Source organism: Streptomyces africanus (assembly GCF_002150735.1).
Taxonomy (GTDB): domain Bacteria; phylum Actinomycetota; class Actinomycetes; order Streptomycetales; family Streptomycetaceae; genus Streptomyces; species Streptomyces africanus.
The window spans coordinates 1-19,246 of sequence record NZ_MUKA01000008.1 but is presented as its reverse complement, the minus strand read 5'-3'; the positions used below and the strand labels follow the sequence as shown (position 1 = coordinate 19,246).

Here is a 19,246-nt window from a genome sequence, read left to right as displayed (position 1 = left end):
GTCACTGACGAGGGGCGCCGGTCAGCTGCTGCATCGCGATGTTCAGCAGCCTTCCGTAGTCGGAGGGATCGGGCCAGGCTCCGCTCAGGCGCAGTTGGATGGCGTTGAGCAACTGGTCGGTCGCGAGGTCGCCGTCGGCCTGCCGGTCGAGGAACTTCTGGATCAGATCCCTGCAGGGCTCCTCGGTCGGCGACACGTTGAGCCGCCGGCGCACGATCTCCTCCAGTTTCTCCTTCTCGGGCGGACCGATGTGCAGCCGGATGCACCGGCGCAGGAACGGCGGCGGGAAGTCGCGTTCGCCGTTGCTGGTCAGGATGATGACCGGGAAGGTTCCGCACTGCACCTGCCCGCGCTCCACCCGCACGTGCGGGTCCGGGCTGTCCTGCGTGCCGATGCGTACGTGGGGGTGGTGCGCCGCGGCCCGGGCCAGTTCGGGGATCTCGAAGGAGCCGTCTTCGAAGACGGTCAGCAGGTCGCCGGGGAGGTCGATGTCGCCCTTGTCGATCTCGTCGATGAGCAGCACACGAGGCTGTTCCTGGGGCAGGAGGGCGGTGCCCAGAGGGCCGAGCCGCAGATAGGGGGCGATCGACGCCGCGCCCGAGGAGACCCGGCCGGGCCTCCGGGAGCGTGCCACCCCCCGGATCGACGGGCTCCCGGGGGCGGCCGCCAGCTGCCTCAGGTTGGCGTCGTGCAGCCGTCCGATGGCGTCGTACTGGTAGAGACCGTCCCGTACGGCGGTCCGGCTGGTGATCGGCCAGCGCAGCACGGGCCCGAGACCGAGGTCGGCGGCGATGCTGTAGGCCAGGGTGGACTTGCCGACCCCCGGCTTGCCGGTGACGAGCAGCGGCCGACGCAGGTACAGGGCGGTGTTGACGACGTCGGTCTCGGAGTCGTCCGGGACGTAACCGAGTCCGCGTCGCCGGGTCTCCTCCCAGGCGGCTCCGCTCGCGGGCGGCCGGTAGTCGGGGTCCTGGACGCCGGTGAAGCGGCGCCAGGGCGGCAGGCTGCCGCTCAGCCGCTCCAGCCGTTGTGTGCGGGATCCCGGGCCTTGGTAGATCCACCAGTGCTTCACTGCGCTCCCGTCCTGGGCGGTGTCCTGAGACGCGTTCACTTCAGTGGCCGGAGCCGGGGTCTTCGGTTCGGGTCGTCCCACAGGAGCGCGAGGGGGTGACTCCAGCTCTCGTCCGAGGGCGCGGCGCCGGCCTGGATGCGTAGTTTGAGCAGTGTCCTCGGTAGCTTCCGCAGGTCGAGGCTCCGGGCTCCGGGGGGCGCGAGTTCGGTGGCCAGGTCGCTGGTGCCGGCAGGGTCTTTCGGCGGTCCGCTCCGGTGCCACAGGGCTATCGGGACGCCTGAGGCGATCACGGCGTCCAGTGCTTCCGGGAGCCGCTCGCGGCCGACCTGGACCAAGACCCCGACGGGGAATTCGGCGAAACGCAGGAACGCGGCGAGGTTGGGAGGCATCCGGTCTTCGGTGACGAGCCAGATCGGGCGGCAGGCGTCGAGCGTGGGCGGTTCCCACTCGCCTTCGCCATGGGTTTCGAACCACCGCCACTTCTCCTGCCACTTGGCCGTGGATCCGTCTCTCGCATCGGGGCAGCGCACCACGACCTCGAACAGCTGGCCCACTTCCTGGGGCAGCTCGCCCGGCCCGAAGGGCAGCGGCCAGGCCTCGAACTCCTCGTCGAGCAGTTCCACCGGGATGTGGAACTCGACACGCCCGGTGCCTTTGGCGGTGTCCTTCGCGGCGACGGCACCGATGTGCTCGCCGAGTTCGTTCCGGGCGTCGGACAGCGGAACAGGGTCCGAAGACTCCCACTCGAACGAGAACCTCCCCTGATAGAGCCAGACGCGCACGAAGTACCGGCCCTTCTCAGCGGCCTCCGTGAGTTGTACGTGTACCTGCGCGGGCTCCGCGGGGCGTTCCGGCGCGGCGGGGACGGGCCGGGCACCGATCCGCTCCCGGGTGCGGTCGACCCAGTCGTCCAGGCGCGTGCCCCACTCACGGTCCTCGGCGTGAGCGGCCAGGTACCGGATGAACGGCAGACTGAGCGGCTTGCCCGGCCTTCCCTGCCGGTCGTCGAGGTCGCGGACGAATTCCGTCAGGCTCCCCGCGGCCGTGGCGTCCTGCAGCGGAGCGGCACAGCCGCAGACCTCGAAGGCCCACCGGTAGGCGTCGTGGACGCAGGAGGGCACGTCACGGCCCCGGGTCAGGGTGGCGAGGTCGTGCCAGGCCTTCTGGTCCAGGACGGGCGCCGTGCCCGAACTGTCCGTCCAGTCGCCGCCGTAGGCCGAGGAGCCGTCCCAGCCGCGGATCAGGTAGGACGGCCTCTGCCAGGCCTTCTCCTGCGCGCAGAGCACGTCGAAATCCGCCTGGAGCCCGCGGGTCAGGTCCGTCAGGCCGCGGGCGCCCTGCCCGACCGTCATGCCGTTCAGGACGTCCAGCAGCTTGTCGGTGAACAGGCCTGCCCGCCGTTCCTCCTGGTTTCTGGCGGCCTCGCCCGGCCGGGCGGCGTAGAGGACGAACTGGCCGCGTCCCTCGGCCAGGTCACCGCCGCCGTAGTCGACGCTCCCGAAGTTCAGGCGAGGGGTGCGCCGACGATCCACCCGGCAGGCGTCGGTCAGGGCGATCTGGTGCCGGAAGCGCCTCCTGTCCACGTCGGTCGACCCCCACCAGCGCAGCGCGGCCTCCAGGTTGAGGTGGACGGTGTGCGGGCCGGTGGCGTCGGCGTACGGCAGCAGAAGGTGGCCGTCGTCGTGGAAGCCGTGTCCCGCCCAGTAGATCCACAGCAGGTCGCCGTCGCGCGACGGGAGGTCGTGAAGCAGGGCCTGCTTGATGTGGTGCTCGGTCGCCGGCCGGTGCTTCGGCAGGTGCTGGGCGCAGGGCAGGTCGGTGTCGGGCAACGGCGAGAGGAACAGGCGAAGGTTGGCGGGCGGTACCCCGCCGGAACCGGTGAGCCAGGCGGCGAAGCGCTGGGCGTCATGCGCCGCACCGGGCAGTCGCCAGTCGTTGCTGACGTCGTACGACTCCACCCCCACCACCAGGGCGTAGGTCCGTTCGGCGGCGACGTCGGGCAGGTCGTCGGCCTGGTGGATCACTCGGCGGCCCCTGGCCCCGGCCTGCCGGACGCCGGGAGGGCTTCGGCGATGCGCTGGTACAGCGCCTCGAGTTTCCAGTAGGCGCCATGGGACAGCGGAAACGGCTGACGGCTGGTCACTTCGTGGTCCGTCACCCGCTTGTCGCCGGGGAACACCGGTTGGGCCCGGAACGCGAGCAGGTCCTGCCGGTCGTAGATGTTCAGCCAGTCCGGGAAGCCCGGTGGGAGGCCGGCGCCCGGTCGCAGTCCGGTCAGGGCGCCGCACTCGTGCAGGAACGGCGCCTGCGATCCGACCGTGACGAGCAGCCGCACGCCGGGCAACGGCGCCTGCCGTGCCGCCGCCATCGCCAGGAGGTCCACCAGGGCGATCCCGCCGAGGCTGTGTCCGATCAGGACGGTCGGTCCCGTCCCGGACCTGAGCACGCCTTCCAGGTGGTCCCGCAGCGGCCCGCCCCGCGCCTGGTAGCGCAGGATGTCGCCGAGGGCGGGTGCCGAACCGCCGGTGATCGGCCCCCGCCAGTGGTTCAGCGCCGGCTGCGTCAGGATCCGCAGGGCCAGGGTGCCGAGCACGGCCGTGGCCCGTCCGCCGGGTGCCCGTGCGGTTCCGCCCAGGAGTCCGCTGAACAGGTCCGCCAGCCGGTCCCGCTCCGCACCCGTGCACACGGCCTCCTCCTTCGCCGCGGAGAGCAGACCGGCCGTCACGGCTCGGGCGACGGCAGCGACCACCTCACGCGCGTCGACGGGGTCACGGGCGTGGGCGCAGGCCTCGGCGAACTCCGTCGCGCCCGCGATGCGGCGCAGGACCGGACCGTAGTGTCCGGCGATGCCCAAGGAGTCGAGGAGGGCGCGCAGTTCACCCGTCTCCGGGCGATGTGCCGCGAGGTCGGTGAGGCGCCGGGCGACCGCCTCACCAGGGGACCGCACTCCGGGCATGCCGTAGTCCTCGCTGCCGGACGCCGCCGCCAGCACGCGCAGTTCGCACAACGGGTCGGCCAGCAGCAGCGACCACAGGGCGACCTCCTGCTCCAGTGGCCCGGCCACCGGGACGTCGTCGAGCACTCCCCGCGTCACCTGGTCGGCGGGGACCGATTTCAGCCCGCCGGTCACCGTCACGCCGAAGTCCCCTCCCCAGTAGCAGGGGACCAGGTCGGCGTCGGGGAGATGACCGCGCAGGGAGCGGGCGACCAGGTCGAACGTCGCGTCGAAGCGCTTTTGCCGGACACCGGTGCCGTGCACTAAAAGGACCCGCAAACCCGTTCGCCCCCTCGGCCCTTCCCTCTGCGGGCTACGACCATAGCGCGGCACGGGCAGCCGCAAATCGGTCTTGCGTCAGCCCGTCTCCGACCGTGCCGCGTTCGCCCACGCGTGCTCGTACCACCGCTTGGCGCTGTTCACGATGGCGACGCTTTCCGGATCGGGGTCCATGCCGGCCACGGAGTGGTGGTGGAGTGGCGCGCCCAGCTCGACGATGTCGTGGACCTCGACCTCGTCCGCGGTGTCGAGGACCACCCGGCGCCGTACGACCTGGTAGTAGTCCGTGACGACGTCGGTGGCGTTCAGCAGATAGAGCTTCTGCAGGGGAGCGACCGAGGTCTGAGCGAGCTCGAACCGCACGTTCGGCACCAGCCCGTCCCACTGAAGGTGACTGAGGAAGTCCCTGATGGAGGTCGTGTGCATGGCCGCTGTTCGTTGCAGCCGATCGATTGCCCGGCGGTCTTCGGGTTCGCCCACGACCCTGAACAGGGGGTGATCGCCGTCGGCCTGGGCCAGCAGCAGCCGCACGCTGATCGACTCGGGCCGGATCTGCCCGTCCAGGATCCTCTCGGCACTCAGTCGCAGATGCATGTCGAGCGACTCACCTGTCAAGGAGAAGACGTCGATGGTGACGACCTGTGCGCTGAAGGCATCCTGGACGAGCCGGCCCAGCGACGCATGGAGCAGGCCCGGCCCGGCCGGTCGTTCGTCTCCCAGCGGCGACCGCAGGACACGGGTTCCGCTGCCCTGCCGGGACTGGATGTACCCTTCGTCGGCCAGCCGTCTGAGCGCACGCTGCACCGTGTCGCGCGAAACGTCGAATTCCCTGACCATTTCGCGTTGGGTCGGAAGCAGCGACCCGGGTGGGAAAGTGCCGCCGGCGATCCGGTCCAGCAGGATGCGCAGGACGCGGTCGAGCTCGGGGCTCGCACTTTCCCGCCGGCTTACCTCGTCCAAGGAGCCACCTAGCTGTCTCGGGCCGGCGCGGAAACCGGACTATACGCCCGCGGACGTCACTGTGCCCCCTCCTTCAGCAGCTCGATGATCCCCGTGCCGCCCTCGTCGCCGTGCCCCTGGCCGAGGCGCCGCTCCATCAGCGCCATGTACGGCGTCAGCAGCTCCGGGCTCACCCGCTGCTCCTCGGCCGTGCGCAGCAGCGTGGCGTTGCCCGCGACCTGCATGGCGAGGCTGGAGGCGACGCCCCTGGTGTAGTCGCCGCTCTCCAGCTGGCCGGCGGTCTGGTGCGCGGCCTGGGCCATCGCGGTCAGCCAGTCCACGAGCAGCGGCGCGAAGTCCTTCGGTGCGATGTCCTCCGGGCGGATCAGCGCGAAGGCGTGCGTGATACCCGCGAACATGCCGCTCATCGCGCTGAGCAGCGCCACGTCGTGCAGCGCGGCGAAGCCCGGGTCGGCCCCGGCGAACCGGGCGCCGACCGGGACGGCGAGGGTGTCCCGGTGCTCCTCGAACAGCTCGGGGGAGCCGCTGTAGAAGACGTACCCGCCGGATTCCGGGGACCCGATCATCGGCGGGACGGCCATGATCCCGCCGTCCAGGAAGCGGGCGCCGCGCGCTTCGGCCCAGGCGGCGCGGCTGCGGCCCTCGCCGGGCGTGCCCGTGGTGAGGTTCACCAGGTCCCGTCCCGCGAGTAAGGCCCCGTCGAGGGCCTCGCCCACGGAGGCGTCGTCGAGCAGACAGACGACCACGAGCCGGTTCGCGGCCACCGCCTCCGCGGCGGTCCGGGCGACGGTGGCGCCCTCGGCGGCGAGGGGCTCGGCGCGGGAGGCGGTGCGGTTCCAGACGGTCACCGGGTGTCCTGCGGCAAGCCAGGCGCGGGCCAGGGCGGTGCCCATGTCGCCGGTGCCGAGGAGGGTGAGAGGCGTGCGGGGGTCAACTGCGTTGTCGGTCATGGCGTTTAGGCTCGTCCCAGGGGAAGCGCCTGCTCAAGTACGTACTTCGAAGTGGGCGGTTACCCCGGGGAAAGGGTCCAGGCAGGACAAGGGGAGGGCTCGGGCATGGGGACGACGGGGCGGCGGCCGGGGGCGTACGTCTGCGGGATCGACGCGGCGATGGATGTGATCGGCGGCAAGTGGAAGGTGCTGATCCTCTGGGCACTGAACGAGGGGCCCTGCCGCTTCGGCGAGCTGCGCCGCGAGCTGCCGGGGGTCACCGAGAAGGTGCTGGCCTCGCATCTGCGGGAGATGGAGGCCGACGGCCTGGTGCACCGCGAGGCGTACGACGAGGTGCCGCCCCGCGTGGAGTACTCGCTGACACCCCGGGGCGTGAGCCTGAACGAGGCACTGAAGCCGCTGGGGGCCTGGGGGAGGGCCAATGTCCTGGGAGCGTCACCGGCTGCCGGTCAGATGCGCGAAGACGACGACGTTCCCCTGGTACCCGGAGCCGCGTGAGTAGCCGCCGCCGCAGGTGATGACCCTCAGTTCGGGGCGGCGGGCGGCGCCGTAGACCTTCTCGTCGGGGAAGTCCTTCGCCGCGTACGCCTCGACGGCGTCCACGGTGAACACCGCGACGCCGCCGTCCCGCCGGTCCACCTCGACCGTGGCGCCCTTGGCCAGGGCGCCGAGGCGGTAGAAGACCGCGGGACCGTCGGCGTTGTCGACGTGGCCCGCGACGATCGCGGTGCCCCGCTCGCCTGGCGTGGTGCCGGCCTCGTACCAGCCGGCGAGGTTCTTCCGCTCGGCGGGCGGTACGTCGAGACTGCCGGTCCTCGTCAGGCCGAGGCCGGTCAGGGGCGCGTCCACCCGGATCGCCGGGATGCGGATGCGGTCGGGCGGCGAGGGCGGCAGCGCGGGCACGGCGGGCCGCTCACCGGCCCGGCCGTCCTGTCCCGCCCGGCCGTCCTGCCCGGCGCGGGCCTGCGCGGCGGAGGGCTGCGGCGGGGCGTGCGGCTCGGCGCCGTCGCGCAGCAGCCAGGCCCCGGAGCACAGGGCGAACACCGTGAGGGCCGCCATGGCGGCGTCGGCCGGGTTGCCGAATCTCGTGCCGTACCTGGGGAACCTGCGCATGGCCGACCTTTCCTGATCCCCGACAGTCGCCGGTTTCCGGCCCGCGACCCCCGGCCCCGGCTCCCGTCCGGGGTGCACCCCGTACCCCCCTCCGGGCCGCGAGGGGCGTCGGACCCGGAGGGGGAGGGGACATGCGGTACCGGCGACGGACAGCGGAGGGTGTCCGTCAGATCCCGTCGCCTCTCGCCCGGCGATGCAGGAGCCAGGTACCGCCCGCGGCGGCGACGGCGAGGGCCGCCACACCGGCCGCGGTCTGCACGGGATCGGGGCCCAGGGCACCGCCGACCCCCGTCTTCACACTCCCCCTGGGATGGACCCCGGATCCCCCGGAGGTCAGCGTGACCACCAGGTCACCGGTGATCCGCCGGCCGCTCCCGGTGCACGTCGCCGTGATCTCGTACGTCCCCGGCTGCGCGCTCGGCGGCACCCTGAACCGCCCGGTCGCGTCCTGCTCGTGCGGGCCCGGCGCAAGGCTGAGGGAACCGGATCCGACCGCGCCCGCGTCACCCGTCGCCGAACCGCCGTCGCCGCAGGCCGCCGTGCGCACCGTGACCTGTCCGCCCGGGACGGCGGAGGACGGCTCCACCTCCATGTCGCCGGCGGGCGTGCCGTGCGCGGGGGCGACGGCGAGCGCCGCTGCGGCGACGGCGAGCGCGGTGCCGGTCAGCGGCCGGGCGGTACGTCGCATCGGTGCTCCTTCGAGCGGTTCGGTCGTGCACCTGCCCTTCCGAGGTAACGGGCAGCGGGGCACTCGCGCTTTCTGAGGGAGCGTCAGAATTGGGGTGAATGGGTGTCAGGGGGAGGCGGGCCGACTGGTCTTCACGGACGTTTGGGCAGGTCACAGGCGATCGGCGGACGGGGCGCGGAAAAGCGCGGGGCGCGCGTGTGAACGGGTGACCCGGGCGTCGCGCCCCTCCGGCCTTGACCTCAAGAAAGCTTGAGGTATGAGGCTGTGCGGCATGAACACAGCCGCTCCGCACGCATCCACCCCTGCCCGGACCGCGACCGAGCCCCTCCGGGTGACCCTCGTCGTCGGCAGCAACCGCCACGGCCGCTTCGGCCCGGTCGTCGCCCGCTGGCTCCTCGGCCACCTCCAGGGCCGGGACGACCTGGTCGCCGAGGTCGTGGACGTCGCCGACGTCGACCTGCCGACGTCCTTCGAACCGACCCCCGAGGCGACCGCCGCACGGTCGGGCGTCACCCCCAAACTGGCCGGTGCGGACGCCTTCGTGGTCCTCACCCCCGAGTACAACCACTCCTTCCCGGCGGGCCTGAAGAACCTGGTCGATTGGCACTTCGGCGAGTGGCGGGCCAAGCCCGTCGCCCTCGTCTCCTACGGCGGACTGGCCGGCGGCCTGCGCGCCGTCGAGCACCTCCGGCAGGTCTTCGCCGAACTGCACGCCGTGACGGTCCGTGACACCGTCTCCTTCCACAACGCCGGCGCGTCCTTCGACGATGCGGGCACCCTGCACGACCCGTCCGGCCCGGACGCGGCGGCCAAGACCATGCTGGACCAACTGGTGTGGTGGGGCATGGCGTTGCGCGAGGCCAGGGCGAAGCGGCCGTACGCGGGCTGAGCCCCGGCCTCGTCCCTGCCCGGCCCGGTCAGCCCCGCACCCGCCAGTCGCCGCCCGCGATGGGCCTCCCGCTGGTCCTCAGCCGTGCGGCGACGGCGGGCGCGGCCACGTACACCCAGGCCCGCACGACCGCCCCGTCCGCGTCGCGTACGACCTTGCGCTCGACGCGTTCGTACAGGCTGCGCGGGTCGCCCGGCACGCAGTCCTCCAGCCGGTCCAGCTCGGCGAGCAGCTCCGCGTACGTCTCCGGGTGCGCGGTGACCAGCTCCCCGTGCACGACCCCGCCGCCCGGCTCCTCGACCGCGTAGGGATAGCCCGGCCCCTCGTACAGCACCGCGCCCGAGAGGTGCCCCGGGACCTCGGAGCGGGTGCGGCCGCGCAGGAAGAGGTCGTGGTTGACCTCGCCGGGGCGGAGGGTGCCGTAGACGAAGAAAGGGAGGGTCACAGGAACGATTCTCCACCCTCACACACCTCCACATCGGGCCTATGGACATGACATGTCCGGGCCGCCTTAACTCACGGTCAACATCAACGCCGCACCCGGTCGACCCCACGCGACCGGGTGCGCCCGTATGAGGAGACCGATGAGTCGGATACGTCACGTCCGGGGTTCCCGTCTCGCCCTTGCGGCCGGTGCCGCCACCGGCACCGCCGTCCTGCTGGCCGCCGCGCTCTCGCCGACCGCCCTGGCGGGGGAAGGGCCGACCCGGTCCGACGCGATCGACAGCGCCGAGACGGTCCTCGCCGACCGGGCCGCGGCCCTGGGCCTCACCTCCGCCCAGGAGACGAAGGTCCGGGACGTGGTCGTCGACGAGGACGGCACCCGCCACGTCCGCTACGACCGCACGTACCACCGACTCCCGGTCCTCGGCGGTGACTTCGTCCTCCATCTGAACCCGGACGGCACCTACCGGGGCACGAGCCGGGCCACCAAGTCCGCGCTCTCCCTCAAGAGCGTCACCCCGAAGGTGACCGCCCCGAAGGCCGCCGACCTCGCCGCGAGCCTGCTGCGCGCCGCGCACCTCGGCGAGACCCTGAAGCAGCTGACCGCCAAGCCGCGGCTGGTCGTCGACGCCCTGCACGGCGCCCCCAAGCTGGCCTGGCAGACCGACGCGGTGGCGCACGACGGGCTCGGCAACCCGGTCGGACGCACGGTGCTGACCGACGCGACGACCGGCGACCGGATCGACGCCTGGGACACCCTGGAGTCGGCGTCGGGCGACGGCAAGTCCCTCTATGGCGGCACGGTCCCGCTGGAGACGACGAAGTCCGGGGCGTCGTACCAGCTCAAGGACGCGACACGGGGCGGCACGTACACGGGCGACGCGGCGAACAAGACGGACAAGTGCCTGCTGACGATCTGTCTGACCCGCGCTCCCGCGACGGTCTTCTCGGACGCCGACAACCACTGGGCCACGGGCGAGACCGCCGACCGCGCGACGGTCGCGGTGGACGCCCAGTACGGCACGGACGTCACCTGGGACTACTTCAAGAACGCGCACGGCCGCAACGGCATCGCCGGCGACGGCAAGGGCTCGTACAACCGCGTCCACTACGGCAAGGACTACAACAACGCCTTCTGGGACGACAACTGCTTCTGCATGACGTACGGCGACGGCGACGGCAAGCAGCTCGGACCGCTGGTGTCGCTGGACGTGGCGGGGCACGAGATGTCCCACGGCGTGACGTCGAAGACGGCGGCGCTGACGTACTCGGGCGAGTCCGGCGGCCTGAACGAGGCCACCTCGGACATCTTCGGCACGCTGGTGGAGTTCTACGCGGACAACGCCGAGGACCCGGGTGACTGGCTGATCGGCGAGAACGTCGTCCGCTCCGGGCTCGGCCGGGAGGCGCTGCGCCGTATGGACAAGCCGTCGACGGACGGGAAGTCCGCCGACTGCTGGAGCGAGGGTCTGGCCGACCTCGACGTGCACTACTCCTCGGGCGTCGGCAACCACTTCGCGTACCTGCTCGCGGAGGGCAGCGGCGCGAAGACGATCAACGGCGTCGCCCACACCTCCCCGACCTGCGACGACTCCACGGTGACGGGCATCGGCCGGGCCAAGCTGGGCAAGATCTGGTACCGCGCCCTGACGGTCTACATGACGTCCTCGACGGACTACGCGGGTGCCCGTACGGCCACCCTGAACGCGGCGAAGGACCTCTACGGCAGCGGCAGCACGGAGCAGAAGGCCGTGGCGGCGGCCTGGAGCGCGGTGAACGTGGGCTGAGCTCCACCGAGACACGTGACGGGCGCACCTCGGGTGCGCCCGTTCCGCTACTCCCAGACCACCACGTTGCGCCGCACCGGCACGGACGACGAGCCGGTCGCGAAGAGTTCGGGTGAATGGGCCCGGATGCGCTCGATGTCGCTGAAGACGGCGCGCAGATGCGTGCGCATGGCGGTCCGGGCCGACGTCACGTCGCCCCCGACGACCGCGTCGAAGATCTCCCGGTGCTGGTCGGCGAAGACCGCGGGCGAGACGTTCTCGTGCAGGCCCAGGCGCCGGGCCCGGTCCAGGTGCCCCTTGGCCGCGGCGACCGTGGTCCACACGTCGCCGTGGCCGCTCAGCCGCATCAGGCCCTGGTGAAAGGCCTCGTCCAGCTCGAAGAACTCCTCCAGATCCAGGCCCGGGCGCTGCTGGCGTGCCAGGTTGTCCCGCAGTTCCGTGATCACCGCGTGGTCCAGGTCCGACGGCAGGGCGTCCAGCGAGGCCAGCTCGACGGCCTCCCGCAGGAACTGCGCGTCCGCGACCTGCGCCGGGTCCACCCGGGACACGAACGAGCCGATCTTGGGGAAGATCTGCACCAGCCCGTCCTGGGCCAGCAGGATCAGGCTCTCGCGCACCGGGGTGCGGCTCACGCCGAGGGACGCGGCGAGCTCGTTCTCCGACAGGGCCGCGCCCGGGGGAAGTTCGAGGGTCAGCACCATCTGACGCAGCTTCAGGTAGATGGAGCGCCGGCTGGTCCGCCGGTTCGTCTGGGCCATGTGCACATCCTACGTATCGCAGCAGGGGTATTGCTCACCTGTGCGACAGATGCTTGTATACAAGCACTGCACGACAGGAGCGGGGCCCACCGTTCCCGTCGGCCCCGCCCGCTCTCAGCCGCCGTAAGGAGAGCCCCAGTGAGCAAGATCGAGCGCGTCGAGGTCTTCGTCGCCTCCCCGGGCCGCACGTTCGTCACCCTGCGCATCACCACCACCGACGGGGTCACCGGCCTCGGCGACGCCACCCTCAACGGGCGCGAGCTGGCCGTGGCGAGCTATCTGCGCGACCACGTCGCCCCGCTGCTGATCGGCCGGGACCCGGCGCGGATCGAGGACACCTGGCAGTACCTCTACAAGGGCGCCTACTGGCGGCGCGGGCCGGTCACCATGACGGCCGTCGCCGCCGTCGACACGGCCCTGTGGGACATCAAGGGCAAGACCGCCGGACTTCCCGTGTACGAGCTGCTCGGCGGCCGGTCCCGGGACGGCGTGCTGGTCTACTCGCACGCCAGCGGCACCGACGTCCCCTCCCTCCTCGACGACGTCGAGCGCTACCTGGAGCTGGGCTACAAGGCGGTACGGGCGCAGGCAGCCGTACCCGACGTCGGCGGCACCTACGGCGTCCGCAAGGGCAAGCTCTACGAACCGGCGGCCACCGACCTGCCCGACGAGCAGCCCTGGGACACCGAGGCCTACCTCGGCTTCGCGCCGACGTACCTGGAGGCCGTACGGGAGCGCTTCGGCTTCGGCTTCCACCTGCTGCACGACGTGCACCACCGGCTGACACCGATTGAGGCGGCCCGCTTCGGCAAGAGCGTCGAGGCCTGCCGGCTGTTCTGGATGGAGGACCCCACCCCGGCCGAGAACCAGGAGGCGTTCCGGCTCATCCGGCAGCACACCACGACGCCGATCGCCGTCGGCGAGGTGTTCAACTCCATCTGGGACGTCCAGCACCTGATCACCGAGCAGCTCATCGACTACGTCCGCACCACCGTGGTCCACGCGGGCGGCATCACCCATCTGCGCCGGATCTTCGACCTCGCCGCGCTGTACCACGTCCGCACCGGCTCGCACGGCGCCACCGACCTCTCCCCGGTCAGCATGGCCGCCGCCGTGCACCTCGACATCGCCGTACCCAACTTCGGCATCCAGGAGCACATGGGCCATCCCGACGAGGCCCGCGAGGTGTTCCGCACGGGCGTCACCTTCGCCGACGGCATGCTGCACCCCTCGGACGAGCCCGGCCTCGGCGTCGAGTACGACGAGAAGGCCGCCGAACGCTTCCCGTACCAGCGGCGCTATCTCCCGGTCGCGCGCCGGCTCGACGGCTCCGTGCACGACTGGTGAGCGGCATGCACCGGCTGAACCGAGCCACGCTCGGCGCCCTCCCGCCCGCCTCGCGCCCCCGCGTCGACCCCGCCGGACTGCGCACCCGGATCGTCCACTTCGGCATCGGGGCCTTCCACCGGGCGCACCAGGCCGTCTACACCGAGAACGCCGCCGCGGACTCCGGTGAGCCCTGGGGCATCGCCGCGGTCGCTCCCCGGTCGGCGGCGACCGTCGACGCCCTGCGCGCGCAGGACTGCCTGTACTCGGTGACCGAGCGCGGGCCCGAGGGCGACGCCCCCCGGGTCGTCGGCGCGCTCACCGGCGCGTACCTGCTCGGGCGGGACGGGGCGGTCGTCGACGGCCTGCTCACCGACCCCGAGGTGACGGTGGTGACGCTCACCATCACGGAGAAGGGCTACCGCGCCGCCGGTCCGGACACGGTGATCGCACGCCTGGCGGCCGGGCTGGCCGCGCGGATGCGCTCCGGTGCCGCCCCGGTCAGCGTCGTGTCCTGCGACAACATGGCGGACAACGGCGCCGTGCTGCGGACCGCCGTCCAGGACGCCGTGCGCGCCTCGGGGGAGCGGGACCGGGAGCGGATCCTGGAACTGATCGACCGGTACGTGGCCTTCCCCGCCACCGTCGTGGACCGGATCGTCCCCGCCACCACGACGGCCGACCTCGCGGAGACCGCCACCCGGCTGGGCGTCCAGGACGCGCTGCCCGTCAGCGGTGAGCCGTACCGGCAGTGGGTGCTGGAGGACCGCTTCGCCGCCCCGCGTCCCCCCTGGGACCTGGACGGAGCCCTCCTCGTCCCCGACGTCGCCCCCTACCAGCTGACCAAGCTGCGGCTGCTCAACGGCTCGCACTCCGCCCTCGCCCCGCTCGGCATCGCGGCGGGCCGCACCACCGTCGCCGACGCGATGGCCGACGGCTGGGGCGAGCGGCTCGTCAAGGCCCTGTGCGCCGAGGTCGCCCCCACGCTGCCGGACGGCGGCCCGGACCCCGGCCGCTACGCCGACGACCTGGTCGCCCGCTTCCGCAACCCCGGCATGGGGCACCTGCTGCGGCAGATCGCCTCCGACAGTTCGCTCAAGATCACCGAGCGCTGGCTGCCGGCCCTGCGCCTCCTGCGCGAGCGCGGCGCGGCCACACCCGTCCTCGAACTCGCCCTGGCGGGCTGGGTGAACCTCACCCGGGACCAGGACATCCCGGACCCCGCCCAGGACGCACTCGCCGCCTGCTGGCGCACCGCGGCGGACGACACGGCCGTCGTCCGCGCGCTCCTCACCACCGTCGGCGCGCCCGACCTCGCCGGCGACTCCGCGCTCGTCACCGCCGTCGTACGGCATCTGCCGGCCCTGCGCGCCGGACACGTGGACATCTGACCGCCACCCCCCACCCCCGAGGAAGTCCCCGCTCACGAACAACGGAGTTCACCATGAAGGACACCACGACCACGGCCGAGCCGGCCGGTGCCGTGCGACGCAGTACACGTGACCTGACCAAGGCCGCCGTGTCCGGCTGGCTGGGCACGGCCATGGAGTTCATGGACTTCCAGCTGTACTCGCTGGCGGCCGCGATCGTCTTCAACAAGGTCTTCTTCCCGGACGTCAGCCCCGCCATCGGCCTCATCGCCGCGATGGCCACCTACGGCGTCGGCTACGTCGCCCGCCTCGCCGGCGCGGTCTACTTCGGCAGAATGGGCGACCGGCTCGGCCGCAAGAAGGTCCTGACGATCACCATCCTGCTGATGGGCGCCTCGACCACCCTCATCGGCATCCTGCCCACCTACGCGACCATCGGCATCATGGCGCCCGTCCTGCTCGTCGTCCTGCGGCTGGCGCAGGGCTTCGGCGCGGGCGCGGAGATCGCCGGGGCGACCGTGATGCTCGCCGAGTACGCCCCAGCGCGGCGACGCGGACTGGTCTCCTCGCTGGTGTCGCTGGGCACCAACTCGGGCACCCTGGCCGCCTCCGGGCTGTGGGCGGTGCTGCTCGCCGTGCTCAGCGAGGAGCAACTGCTGTCCTGGGGCTGGCGGCTGCCCTTCCTGCTGAGCTTCGGCCTGCTGCTGTTCGCGGTGTGGCTGCGGCGCAACCTCAAGGAGAGCCCGGTCTTCGAGGAGCGGCCCGACGTCGTGGACGGCGTGGCCATGAGCCGCCGCGAGGTGGAGTCGGCCGTCACCGAGGGGGCGGGCGGTGACACCGGACTGCTGGAGGCGGGCCTGAAGCAGCGCAAGGGCAAGGCGTTCTTCCTGGCACTCGGGCTGCGCTTCGGGCAGGCGGGCAACTCCGGGCTGATCCAGACGTTCCTCGTCGGCTACATCGCGACCGAACTCGCGGCCGAGCGCTCCGTCCCCACCGACGCCATCGTGTACGGGTCGCTGCTGGGCTTCCTCACGGTGCCGGCCATCGGCCTGCTCGGCGACCGCTTCGGACGCCGCAGGATGTACCTGGCGCTCACCTCGCTCACGGCCGTCGCCGCCTTCCCGCTGATGATGCTGATCACCTCGGGCAGCACGCCCGCGCTCATGGCCGGCATGATCCTTGGGCTGAACATCGGCGTCCTCGGACTGTTCGCGCTGGAGAGCGTGACCATGGCCGAACTCTTCGGCTCCCGCACCCGGTTCACCCAGCTCGCGCTGGCCAAGGAGATCGGCGGCGTCCTCGCCACCGCGATCGGGCCGGTGCTCGCGGCGAGCCTCACCGCCGCCACCGGAAGCTGGTGGCCCATCGCGGCGATGCTCGTCGTCTACTCCCTCATCACCCTCGTCAGCGCACTGTTCTCGCCCGAGACGCGCGGGCGCGACCTCGTCCGGCTGGAGGACGCCGTATGACCCCCATGAAAGCCGTCGTCGTGCACGGCGCCGGTGACGTCCGGATCGACGAGCGGCCCCGGCCCGAGCCCGCGCGGGACGAGGTACTGCTCGCCATGGAGTGGGGCGGCATCTGCGGCTCCGACGTCGCGTACTGGAGGAAGGGCGCCTCCGGCACGGCGGCCCTCTCCCACCCCCTGGTCCTCGGCCACGAGGTCGCCGGCCGGGTCGCCGCGCTGGGCCCCGGGGTGACCGGCCTCGCCGAGGGACAGCCCGTCACCGTCCACCCGGCCCAGCTCGTCGGCGAGCTCCCCGAGCGGCTCGCCGGGCGCAGCAACCTCCACGCGCACGTCCGCTACCTCGGCTCGGCGGCCCACACCCCGCACACCGACGGCGGGTTCAGCGAGTTCCGTACGGTCCCCGCGGCCCAGGTCCGTCCGCTGCCCGACGGCGTGGACACCCAGTCGGGCGCCCTGGCGGAGCCGCTGGCGGTCGCCCTGCACGCCGTGGGCCGGGCGGGCGGACTGCGGGGCCGTACGGTCCTGGTGAACGGGGCCGGCCCGATCGGCTCGCTGGTCGTCGCCGCCGCCAGGCACCTCGGCGCGCGGTCGGTGTGCGCGGCCGACCTGTCCGCCGCGTCGCTCGCCGTGGCCCGCGCGATGGGCGCCGACGCGACCGTCGACATCTCCCGGGGCGAGGAACTGCCGCGGGACACCGACGTCGTCTTCGAGGCGTCCGGCGCACCCGCCGCCCTGGGGGCGGTGCTGCGCGCCACCGTCCGCGGCGGCACCCTCGTGCAGGTCGGCAACCTGCCGGGGACCGCCGAGCCCGCCGTCCTGGGCGACCTCGTCACCCGCGAGATCACCTGGATCGGCTCCTACCGCTTCGTCGACGAGATCGACGACGCCCTGCGCGCCCTGCGCGACGGCCTGGACGTCTCCCCGGTCATCAGCCATCGCTTCCCGCTGGACCAGGCCGAGCAGGCCCTCGCGGTCGCGGCGGACCCGGCGAGCGCGAGCAGCAAGGTGATGCTGCGGCTCGGCGGACCGGTCACGCTCTGACCCCATACGCACGCCCCCGGGCCACCCCACCAGGAGAACAGGAGAGCACGTTGCCCCACCCGACCGCCGGTTCCCGGGCCGCCGGACCCGCTCGCGACGGGCACGCCGCGGCGGACGTCGTATGCCTGGGCGAGACCATGGCCGTCCTCAGCCCGCCGGACGACCGGCCGCTCGCCGACCAGTCCGCGCTCCGCCTCTCCGTCGGCGGCGCCGAGTCCAACGTGGCCTGCGGGCTCGCCGCGCTCGGACACCGCGCGGCCTGGCTGAGCCGGGTGGGCGACGACGCGTTCGGGCAGCGCATCCGCGCGGAACTCGCGGCCCGGGGAGTCGAGGTGGGCGCCGTCGGTGTCGATCCGCTGCATCCGACCGGCGTGTACTTCAAGGACCCCGGACCGGACGCGACCCGGCCCCTGTACTACCGGAGCGGATCGGCCGCGGCCCACATGGGACCGGAACTGGCCTGCGCGCCGGAGCTCCGGGGACCGCGCGTCGTGCACGTGTCGGGCATCACCGCGGCGCTGTCCGGCAGTTGCGCCCGGCTGCTGGAGGAGATCGTCGTACGCCGCACGCCCTGGGGCGCGGCGGCGGCCCGGCCGGTCGTCTCCTTCGACGTCAACCACCGCCCCGCCCTGTGGAGGGGGCGCGCCGCCGACGCGGCAGCGGCGTTGCGGGACCTGGCCCGGGCCGCGGACCTGGTGTTCGTGGGGCGCGACGAGGCCGAGGCCCTGTGGGGCACGCGCCACCCCGACGACATCGCGAGCCTGCTCGCCCCGGCACCGCGCGTCGTCGTCAAGGACGCGGAGCACGGCGCGACCTCGTACGCGGCGGACGGCGAGGTCACCTTCGCCCCCGCCCCCGCGGTCGAGGTGGTGGAACCGGTCGGCGCGGGCGACGCCTTCGCCGCCGGGTACCTGTCCGGTGTCCTGGAGGACGCCGACGAGGAGTCCCGCCTGCGCCGCGCCCACCGGTCGGCGGCGACGGCCCTGCGCAGCCGGGACGACATCCCCGACCTCGGCCTGGTGACCTCTTCGGCGCTGACCGGGCGGCCTTAGGGCTGCACCGCCTCCAGCCGCACCGCGCACGCCTTGAACTCCGGCATCCGGGAGGTCGGATCGAGCGCGGGGTTGGTGAGGGAGTTGGCGCGGCCCTCGCCCGGCCAGTGGAACGGCATGAAGACGGTGTCGGGGCGGATCGTGCTGGTGATCCGGGCGGGTGCCACGGCCCGGCCCCGCCGGGACACGACGGCCACGGGATCGCCCTCGGCCGCCCCGAGCCGGGCCGCGAGCCGCGGATGCAGCTCCACGAACGGCCCGGGCGCGGCGGCGTTCAGCTCGGCCACACGCCGGGTCTGCGCCCCGGACTGGTACTGCGCCACGACCCGCCCCGTGGTGAGCAGCACGGGGTACTCGTCATCCGGTTCCTCGGCGATGGCCCGGTGCGAGACGGGGACGAAGCGGGCGCGTCCGTCGGGGGTGGCGAAACGGTCGAGGAAGAGGCGCGGGGTGCCGGGGTGGGCAACGCCCGCCGTGTCCCCCGCCTCGGTGGAGGCCGGGCGGCCCGCCGCGCCCCGTTGCGCGCCGGGGCCACCCGCCCCGTCCTCGGCCCCCGTCAGACCCTCCGGCTCCGCCGCAGGGCACGGCCAGAACACCCCGTTCTCCTCCACCAGCCTGCGGTACGTGATCCCCGAGTAGTCCGCCGCACCGCCCGCGCTCGCCCGGCGGAGTTCCTCGAAGATCTCCTCCGGGTCGGTCGGGAAGCCCTTCTCCACGCCCAGGCGGGCGGCCAGTTCGTGGAGGACCTCCAGGTCGCTGCGGACGCCGTCGGGCGGGGTGATGGCCTGGCGGCGGAGCAGGACCCTGCCCTCCAGGTTGGTCGTCGTGCCCGTCTCCTCGGCCCACTGGGTGACCGGCAGGACCACGTCCGCGAGCGCCGCCGTCTCCGACAGGACCACGTCACACACGGCCAGGAAGTCCAGGGACTTGATGCGCTCCTCGATGTGCGCGGCCCGCGGCGCCGACACCACCGGATTGGACGCCATCAGCAGCAGGGACCTGATGTCCGTGCCCAGCGCGTCCAGCAGCTCGTACGCGCTGGGCACGGACATCA

The 19,246-nt window shown here is 72.7% G+C and carries 18 protein-coding genes; 8 read left to right on the top strand and 10 right to left on the bottom strand.

The window, feature by feature from the left end; translation table 11 throughout:
* Nucleotide 1: 1 nt before the first annotated feature.
* The 5 genes from CCL05_RS01840 to CCL05_RS01820 all read right to left on the bottom strand — a co-directional run bounded on the left by CCL05_RS01840 (nt 2) and on the right by CCL05_RS01820 (nt 6,256).
* On the bottom strand, nt 2-1,111 hold the full coding sequence (locus CCL05_RS01840; RefSeq protein WP_244204122.1) for an AAA family ATPase: 1,110 nt from the start codon (nt 1,109-1,111) through the stop codon (nt 2-4).
* A complete protein-coding gene (locus CCL05_RS01835) occupies nt 1,108-3,096 on the bottom strand; it encodes a VMAP-C domain-containing protein (RefSeq protein WP_086558700.1) in 1,989 nt (662 codons plus the stop codon). The genes CCL05_RS01840 and CCL05_RS01835 overlap by 4 nt, the downstream gene beginning before the upstream one ends.
* The gene (locus tag CCL05_RS44685; RefSeq protein ID WP_244204121.1) at nt 3,093-4,346 is read right to left on the bottom strand and encodes an RBBP9/YdeN family alpha/beta hydrolase; all 1,254 of its coding nucleotides are present in this window, start codon (nt 4,344-4,346) and stop codon (nt 3,093-3,095) included. Before CCL05_RS44685 ends, CCL05_RS01835 begins: the two co-directional genes overlap by 4 nt.
* Nucleotides 4,347-4,424: 78 nt before the next feature.
* Nucleotides 4,425-5,306, bottom strand: coding sequence for a winged helix-turn-helix domain-containing protein (locus CCL05_RS01825; protein ID WP_086558698.1), 882 nt, complete (start codon nt 5,304-5,306; stop codon nt 4,425-4,427).
* A 56-nt stretch (nt 5,307-5,362) separates the two neighbouring features.
* Nucleotides 5,363-6,256, bottom strand: coding sequence for an NAD(P)-dependent oxidoreductase (locus tag CCL05_RS01820; RefSeq protein ID WP_086558697.1), 894 nt, complete (start codon nt 6,254-6,256; stop codon nt 5,363-5,365).
* A gap of 105 nt (nt 6,257-6,361) precedes the next feature.
* Here CCL05_RS01820 and CCL05_RS01815 point away from each other — a divergent pair, with 105 nt between their 5' ends.
* A complete protein-coding gene (locus CCL05_RS01815) occupies nt 6,362-6,754 on the top strand; it encodes a winged helix-turn-helix transcriptional regulator (RefSeq protein ID WP_086558696.1) in 393 nt (130 codons plus the stop codon).
* Here CCL05_RS01815 and CCL05_RS01810 read toward each other — a convergent pair.
* Complete coding sequence (locus tag CCL05_RS01810; protein ID WP_086558695.1) at nt 6,692-7,369, bottom strand: class F sortase; 678 nt, start codon at nt 7,367-7,369, stop codon at nt 6,692-6,694. The genes CCL05_RS01815 and CCL05_RS01810 overlap by 63 nt on opposite strands.
* Nucleotides 7,370-7,535: 166 nt before the next feature.
* The gene (locus tag CCL05_RS01805) at nt 7,536-8,057 is read right to left on the bottom strand and encodes a hypothetical protein (protein ID WP_086558694.1); all 522 of its coding nucleotides are present in this window, start codon (nt 8,055-8,057) and stop codon (nt 7,536-7,538) included.
* Nucleotides 8,058-8,328: 271 nt separating this feature from the next.
* On the opposite strand from CCL05_RS01805, the gene CCL05_RS01800 reads away from it, so the two are divergent.
* On the top strand, nt 8,329-8,946 hold the full coding sequence (locus CCL05_RS01800; protein ID WP_086558713.1) for an NADPH-dependent FMN reductase: 618 nt from the start codon (nt 8,329-8,331) through the stop codon (nt 8,944-8,946).
* A gap of 28 nt (nt 8,947-8,974) precedes the next feature.
* On the opposite strand, the gene CCL05_RS01795 is transcribed toward CCL05_RS01800, so the two are convergent.
* Nucleotides 8,975-9,391 (bottom strand): gamma-glutamylcyclotransferase family protein, encoded by a 417-nt coding sequence (locus tag CCL05_RS01795; protein WP_086558693.1) that lies wholly within the window; start codon nt 9,389-9,391, stop codon nt 8,975-8,977.
* A 139-nt stretch (nt 9,392-9,530) separates the two neighbouring features.
* On the opposite strand from CCL05_RS01795, the gene CCL05_RS01790 reads away from it, so the two are divergent.
* Complete coding sequence (locus CCL05_RS01790; RefSeq protein ID WP_086558692.1) at nt 9,531-11,177, top strand: M4 family metallopeptidase; 1,647 nt, start codon at nt 9,531-9,533, stop codon at nt 11,175-11,177.
* A 47-nt stretch (nt 11,178-11,224) separates the two neighbouring features.
* Here the strand turns inward: CCL05_RS01790 and CCL05_RS01785 are convergent, their stop codons facing one another.
* Nucleotides 11,225-11,935 (bottom strand): GntR family transcriptional regulator, encoded by a 711-nt coding sequence (locus CCL05_RS01785; protein ID WP_086558691.1) that lies wholly within the window; start codon nt 11,933-11,935, stop codon nt 11,225-11,227.
* A gap of 138 nt (nt 11,936-12,073) precedes the next feature.
* Here CCL05_RS01785 and manD point away from each other — a divergent pair, with 138 nt between their 5' ends.
* The 5 genes from manD to CCL05_RS01760 are packed head-to-tail and all read left to right on the top strand — an operon-like array spanning nt 12,074 to nt 18,192.
* Nucleotides 12,074-13,282: a D-mannonate dehydratase ManD gene (manD, locus tag CCL05_RS01780; RefSeq protein WP_086558690.1), complete on the top strand. Its 1,209-nt coding sequence runs from the start codon at nt 12,074-12,076 to the stop codon at nt 13,280-13,282.
* A 5-nt stretch (nt 13,283-13,287) separates the two neighbouring features.
* Nucleotides 13,288-14,652 carry a mannitol dehydrogenase family protein gene (locus tag CCL05_RS01775; RefSeq protein WP_086558689.1) on the top strand — a complete coding sequence of 455 codons (1,365 nt, stop codon included), beginning with the start codon at nt 13,288-13,290 and terminating at the stop codon, nt 14,650-14,652.
* A gap of 53 nt (nt 14,653-14,705) precedes the next feature.
* Complete coding sequence (locus tag CCL05_RS01770) at nt 14,706-16,100, top strand: MFS transporter (protein WP_086558688.1); 1,395 nt, start codon at nt 14,706-14,708, stop codon at nt 16,098-16,100.
* Nucleotides 16,097-17,140, top strand: a complete 1,044-nt coding sequence (locus tag CCL05_RS01765; RefSeq protein ID WP_244204120.1) for an L-idonate 5-dehydrogenase — start codon at nt 16,097-16,099, stop codon at nt 17,138-17,140. Before CCL05_RS01770 ends, CCL05_RS01765 begins: the two co-directional genes overlap by 4 nt.
* Nucleotides 17,141-17,190: 50 nt before the next feature.
* Nucleotides 17,191-18,192 (top strand): sugar kinase, encoded by a 1,002-nt coding sequence (locus tag CCL05_RS01760; RefSeq protein ID WP_244204119.1) that lies wholly within the window; start codon nt 17,191-17,193, stop codon nt 18,190-18,192.
* On the opposite strand, the gene CCL05_RS01755 is transcribed toward CCL05_RS01760, so the two are convergent.
* Nucleotides 18,189-19,246 (bottom strand): molybdopterin oxidoreductase family protein (locus CCL05_RS01755; protein ID WP_158102408.1); only part of this gene is annotated, 1,058 nt, incomplete at its 5' end. The two genes, CCL05_RS01760 and CCL05_RS01755, sit on opposite strands and share 4 nt — an antisense overlap.

Coding starts and splice junctions, on each gene's coding strand:
- CCL05_RS01790 (WP_086558692.1), top strand. CDS start 9,531: ATGAGTCGGATACGTCACGTCCGGGGTTCCCGTCTCGCCCTTGCGGCC.
- CCL05_RS01805 (WP_086558694.1), bottom strand. CDS start 8,057: ATGCGACGTACCGCCCGGCCGCTGACCGGCACCGCGCTCGCCGTCGCC.
- CCL05_RS01775 (WP_086558689.1), top strand. CDS start 13,288: ATGCACCGGCTGAACCGAGCCACGCTCGGCGCCCTCCCGCCCGCCTCG.
- CCL05_RS01810 (WP_086558695.1), bottom strand. CDS start 7,369: ATGCGCAGGTTCCCCAGGTACGGCACGAGATTCGGCAACCCGGCCGAC.
- CCL05_RS01815 (WP_086558696.1), top strand. CDS start 6,362: ATGGGGACGACGGGGCGGCGGCCGGGGGCGTACGTCTGCGGGATCGAC.
- CCL05_RS01785 (WP_086558691.1), bottom strand. CDS start 11,935: ATGGCCCAGACGAACCGGCGGACCAGCCGGCGCTCCATCTACCTGAAG.
- CCL05_RS01820 (WP_086558697.1), bottom strand. CDS start 6,256: ATGACCGACAACGCAGTTGACCCCCGCACGCCTCTCACCCTCCTCGGC.
- CCL05_RS01800 (WP_086558713.1), top strand. CDS start 8,329: ATGAACACAGCCGCTCCGCACGCATCCACCCCTGCCCGGACCGCGACC.
- CCL05_RS01770 (WP_086558688.1), top strand. CDS start 14,706: ATGAAGGACACCACGACCACGGCCGAGCCGGCCGGTGCCGTGCGACGC.
- CCL05_RS01765 (WP_244204120.1), top strand. CDS start 16,097: ATGACCCCCATGAAAGCCGTCGTCGTGCACGGCGCCGGTGACGTCCGG.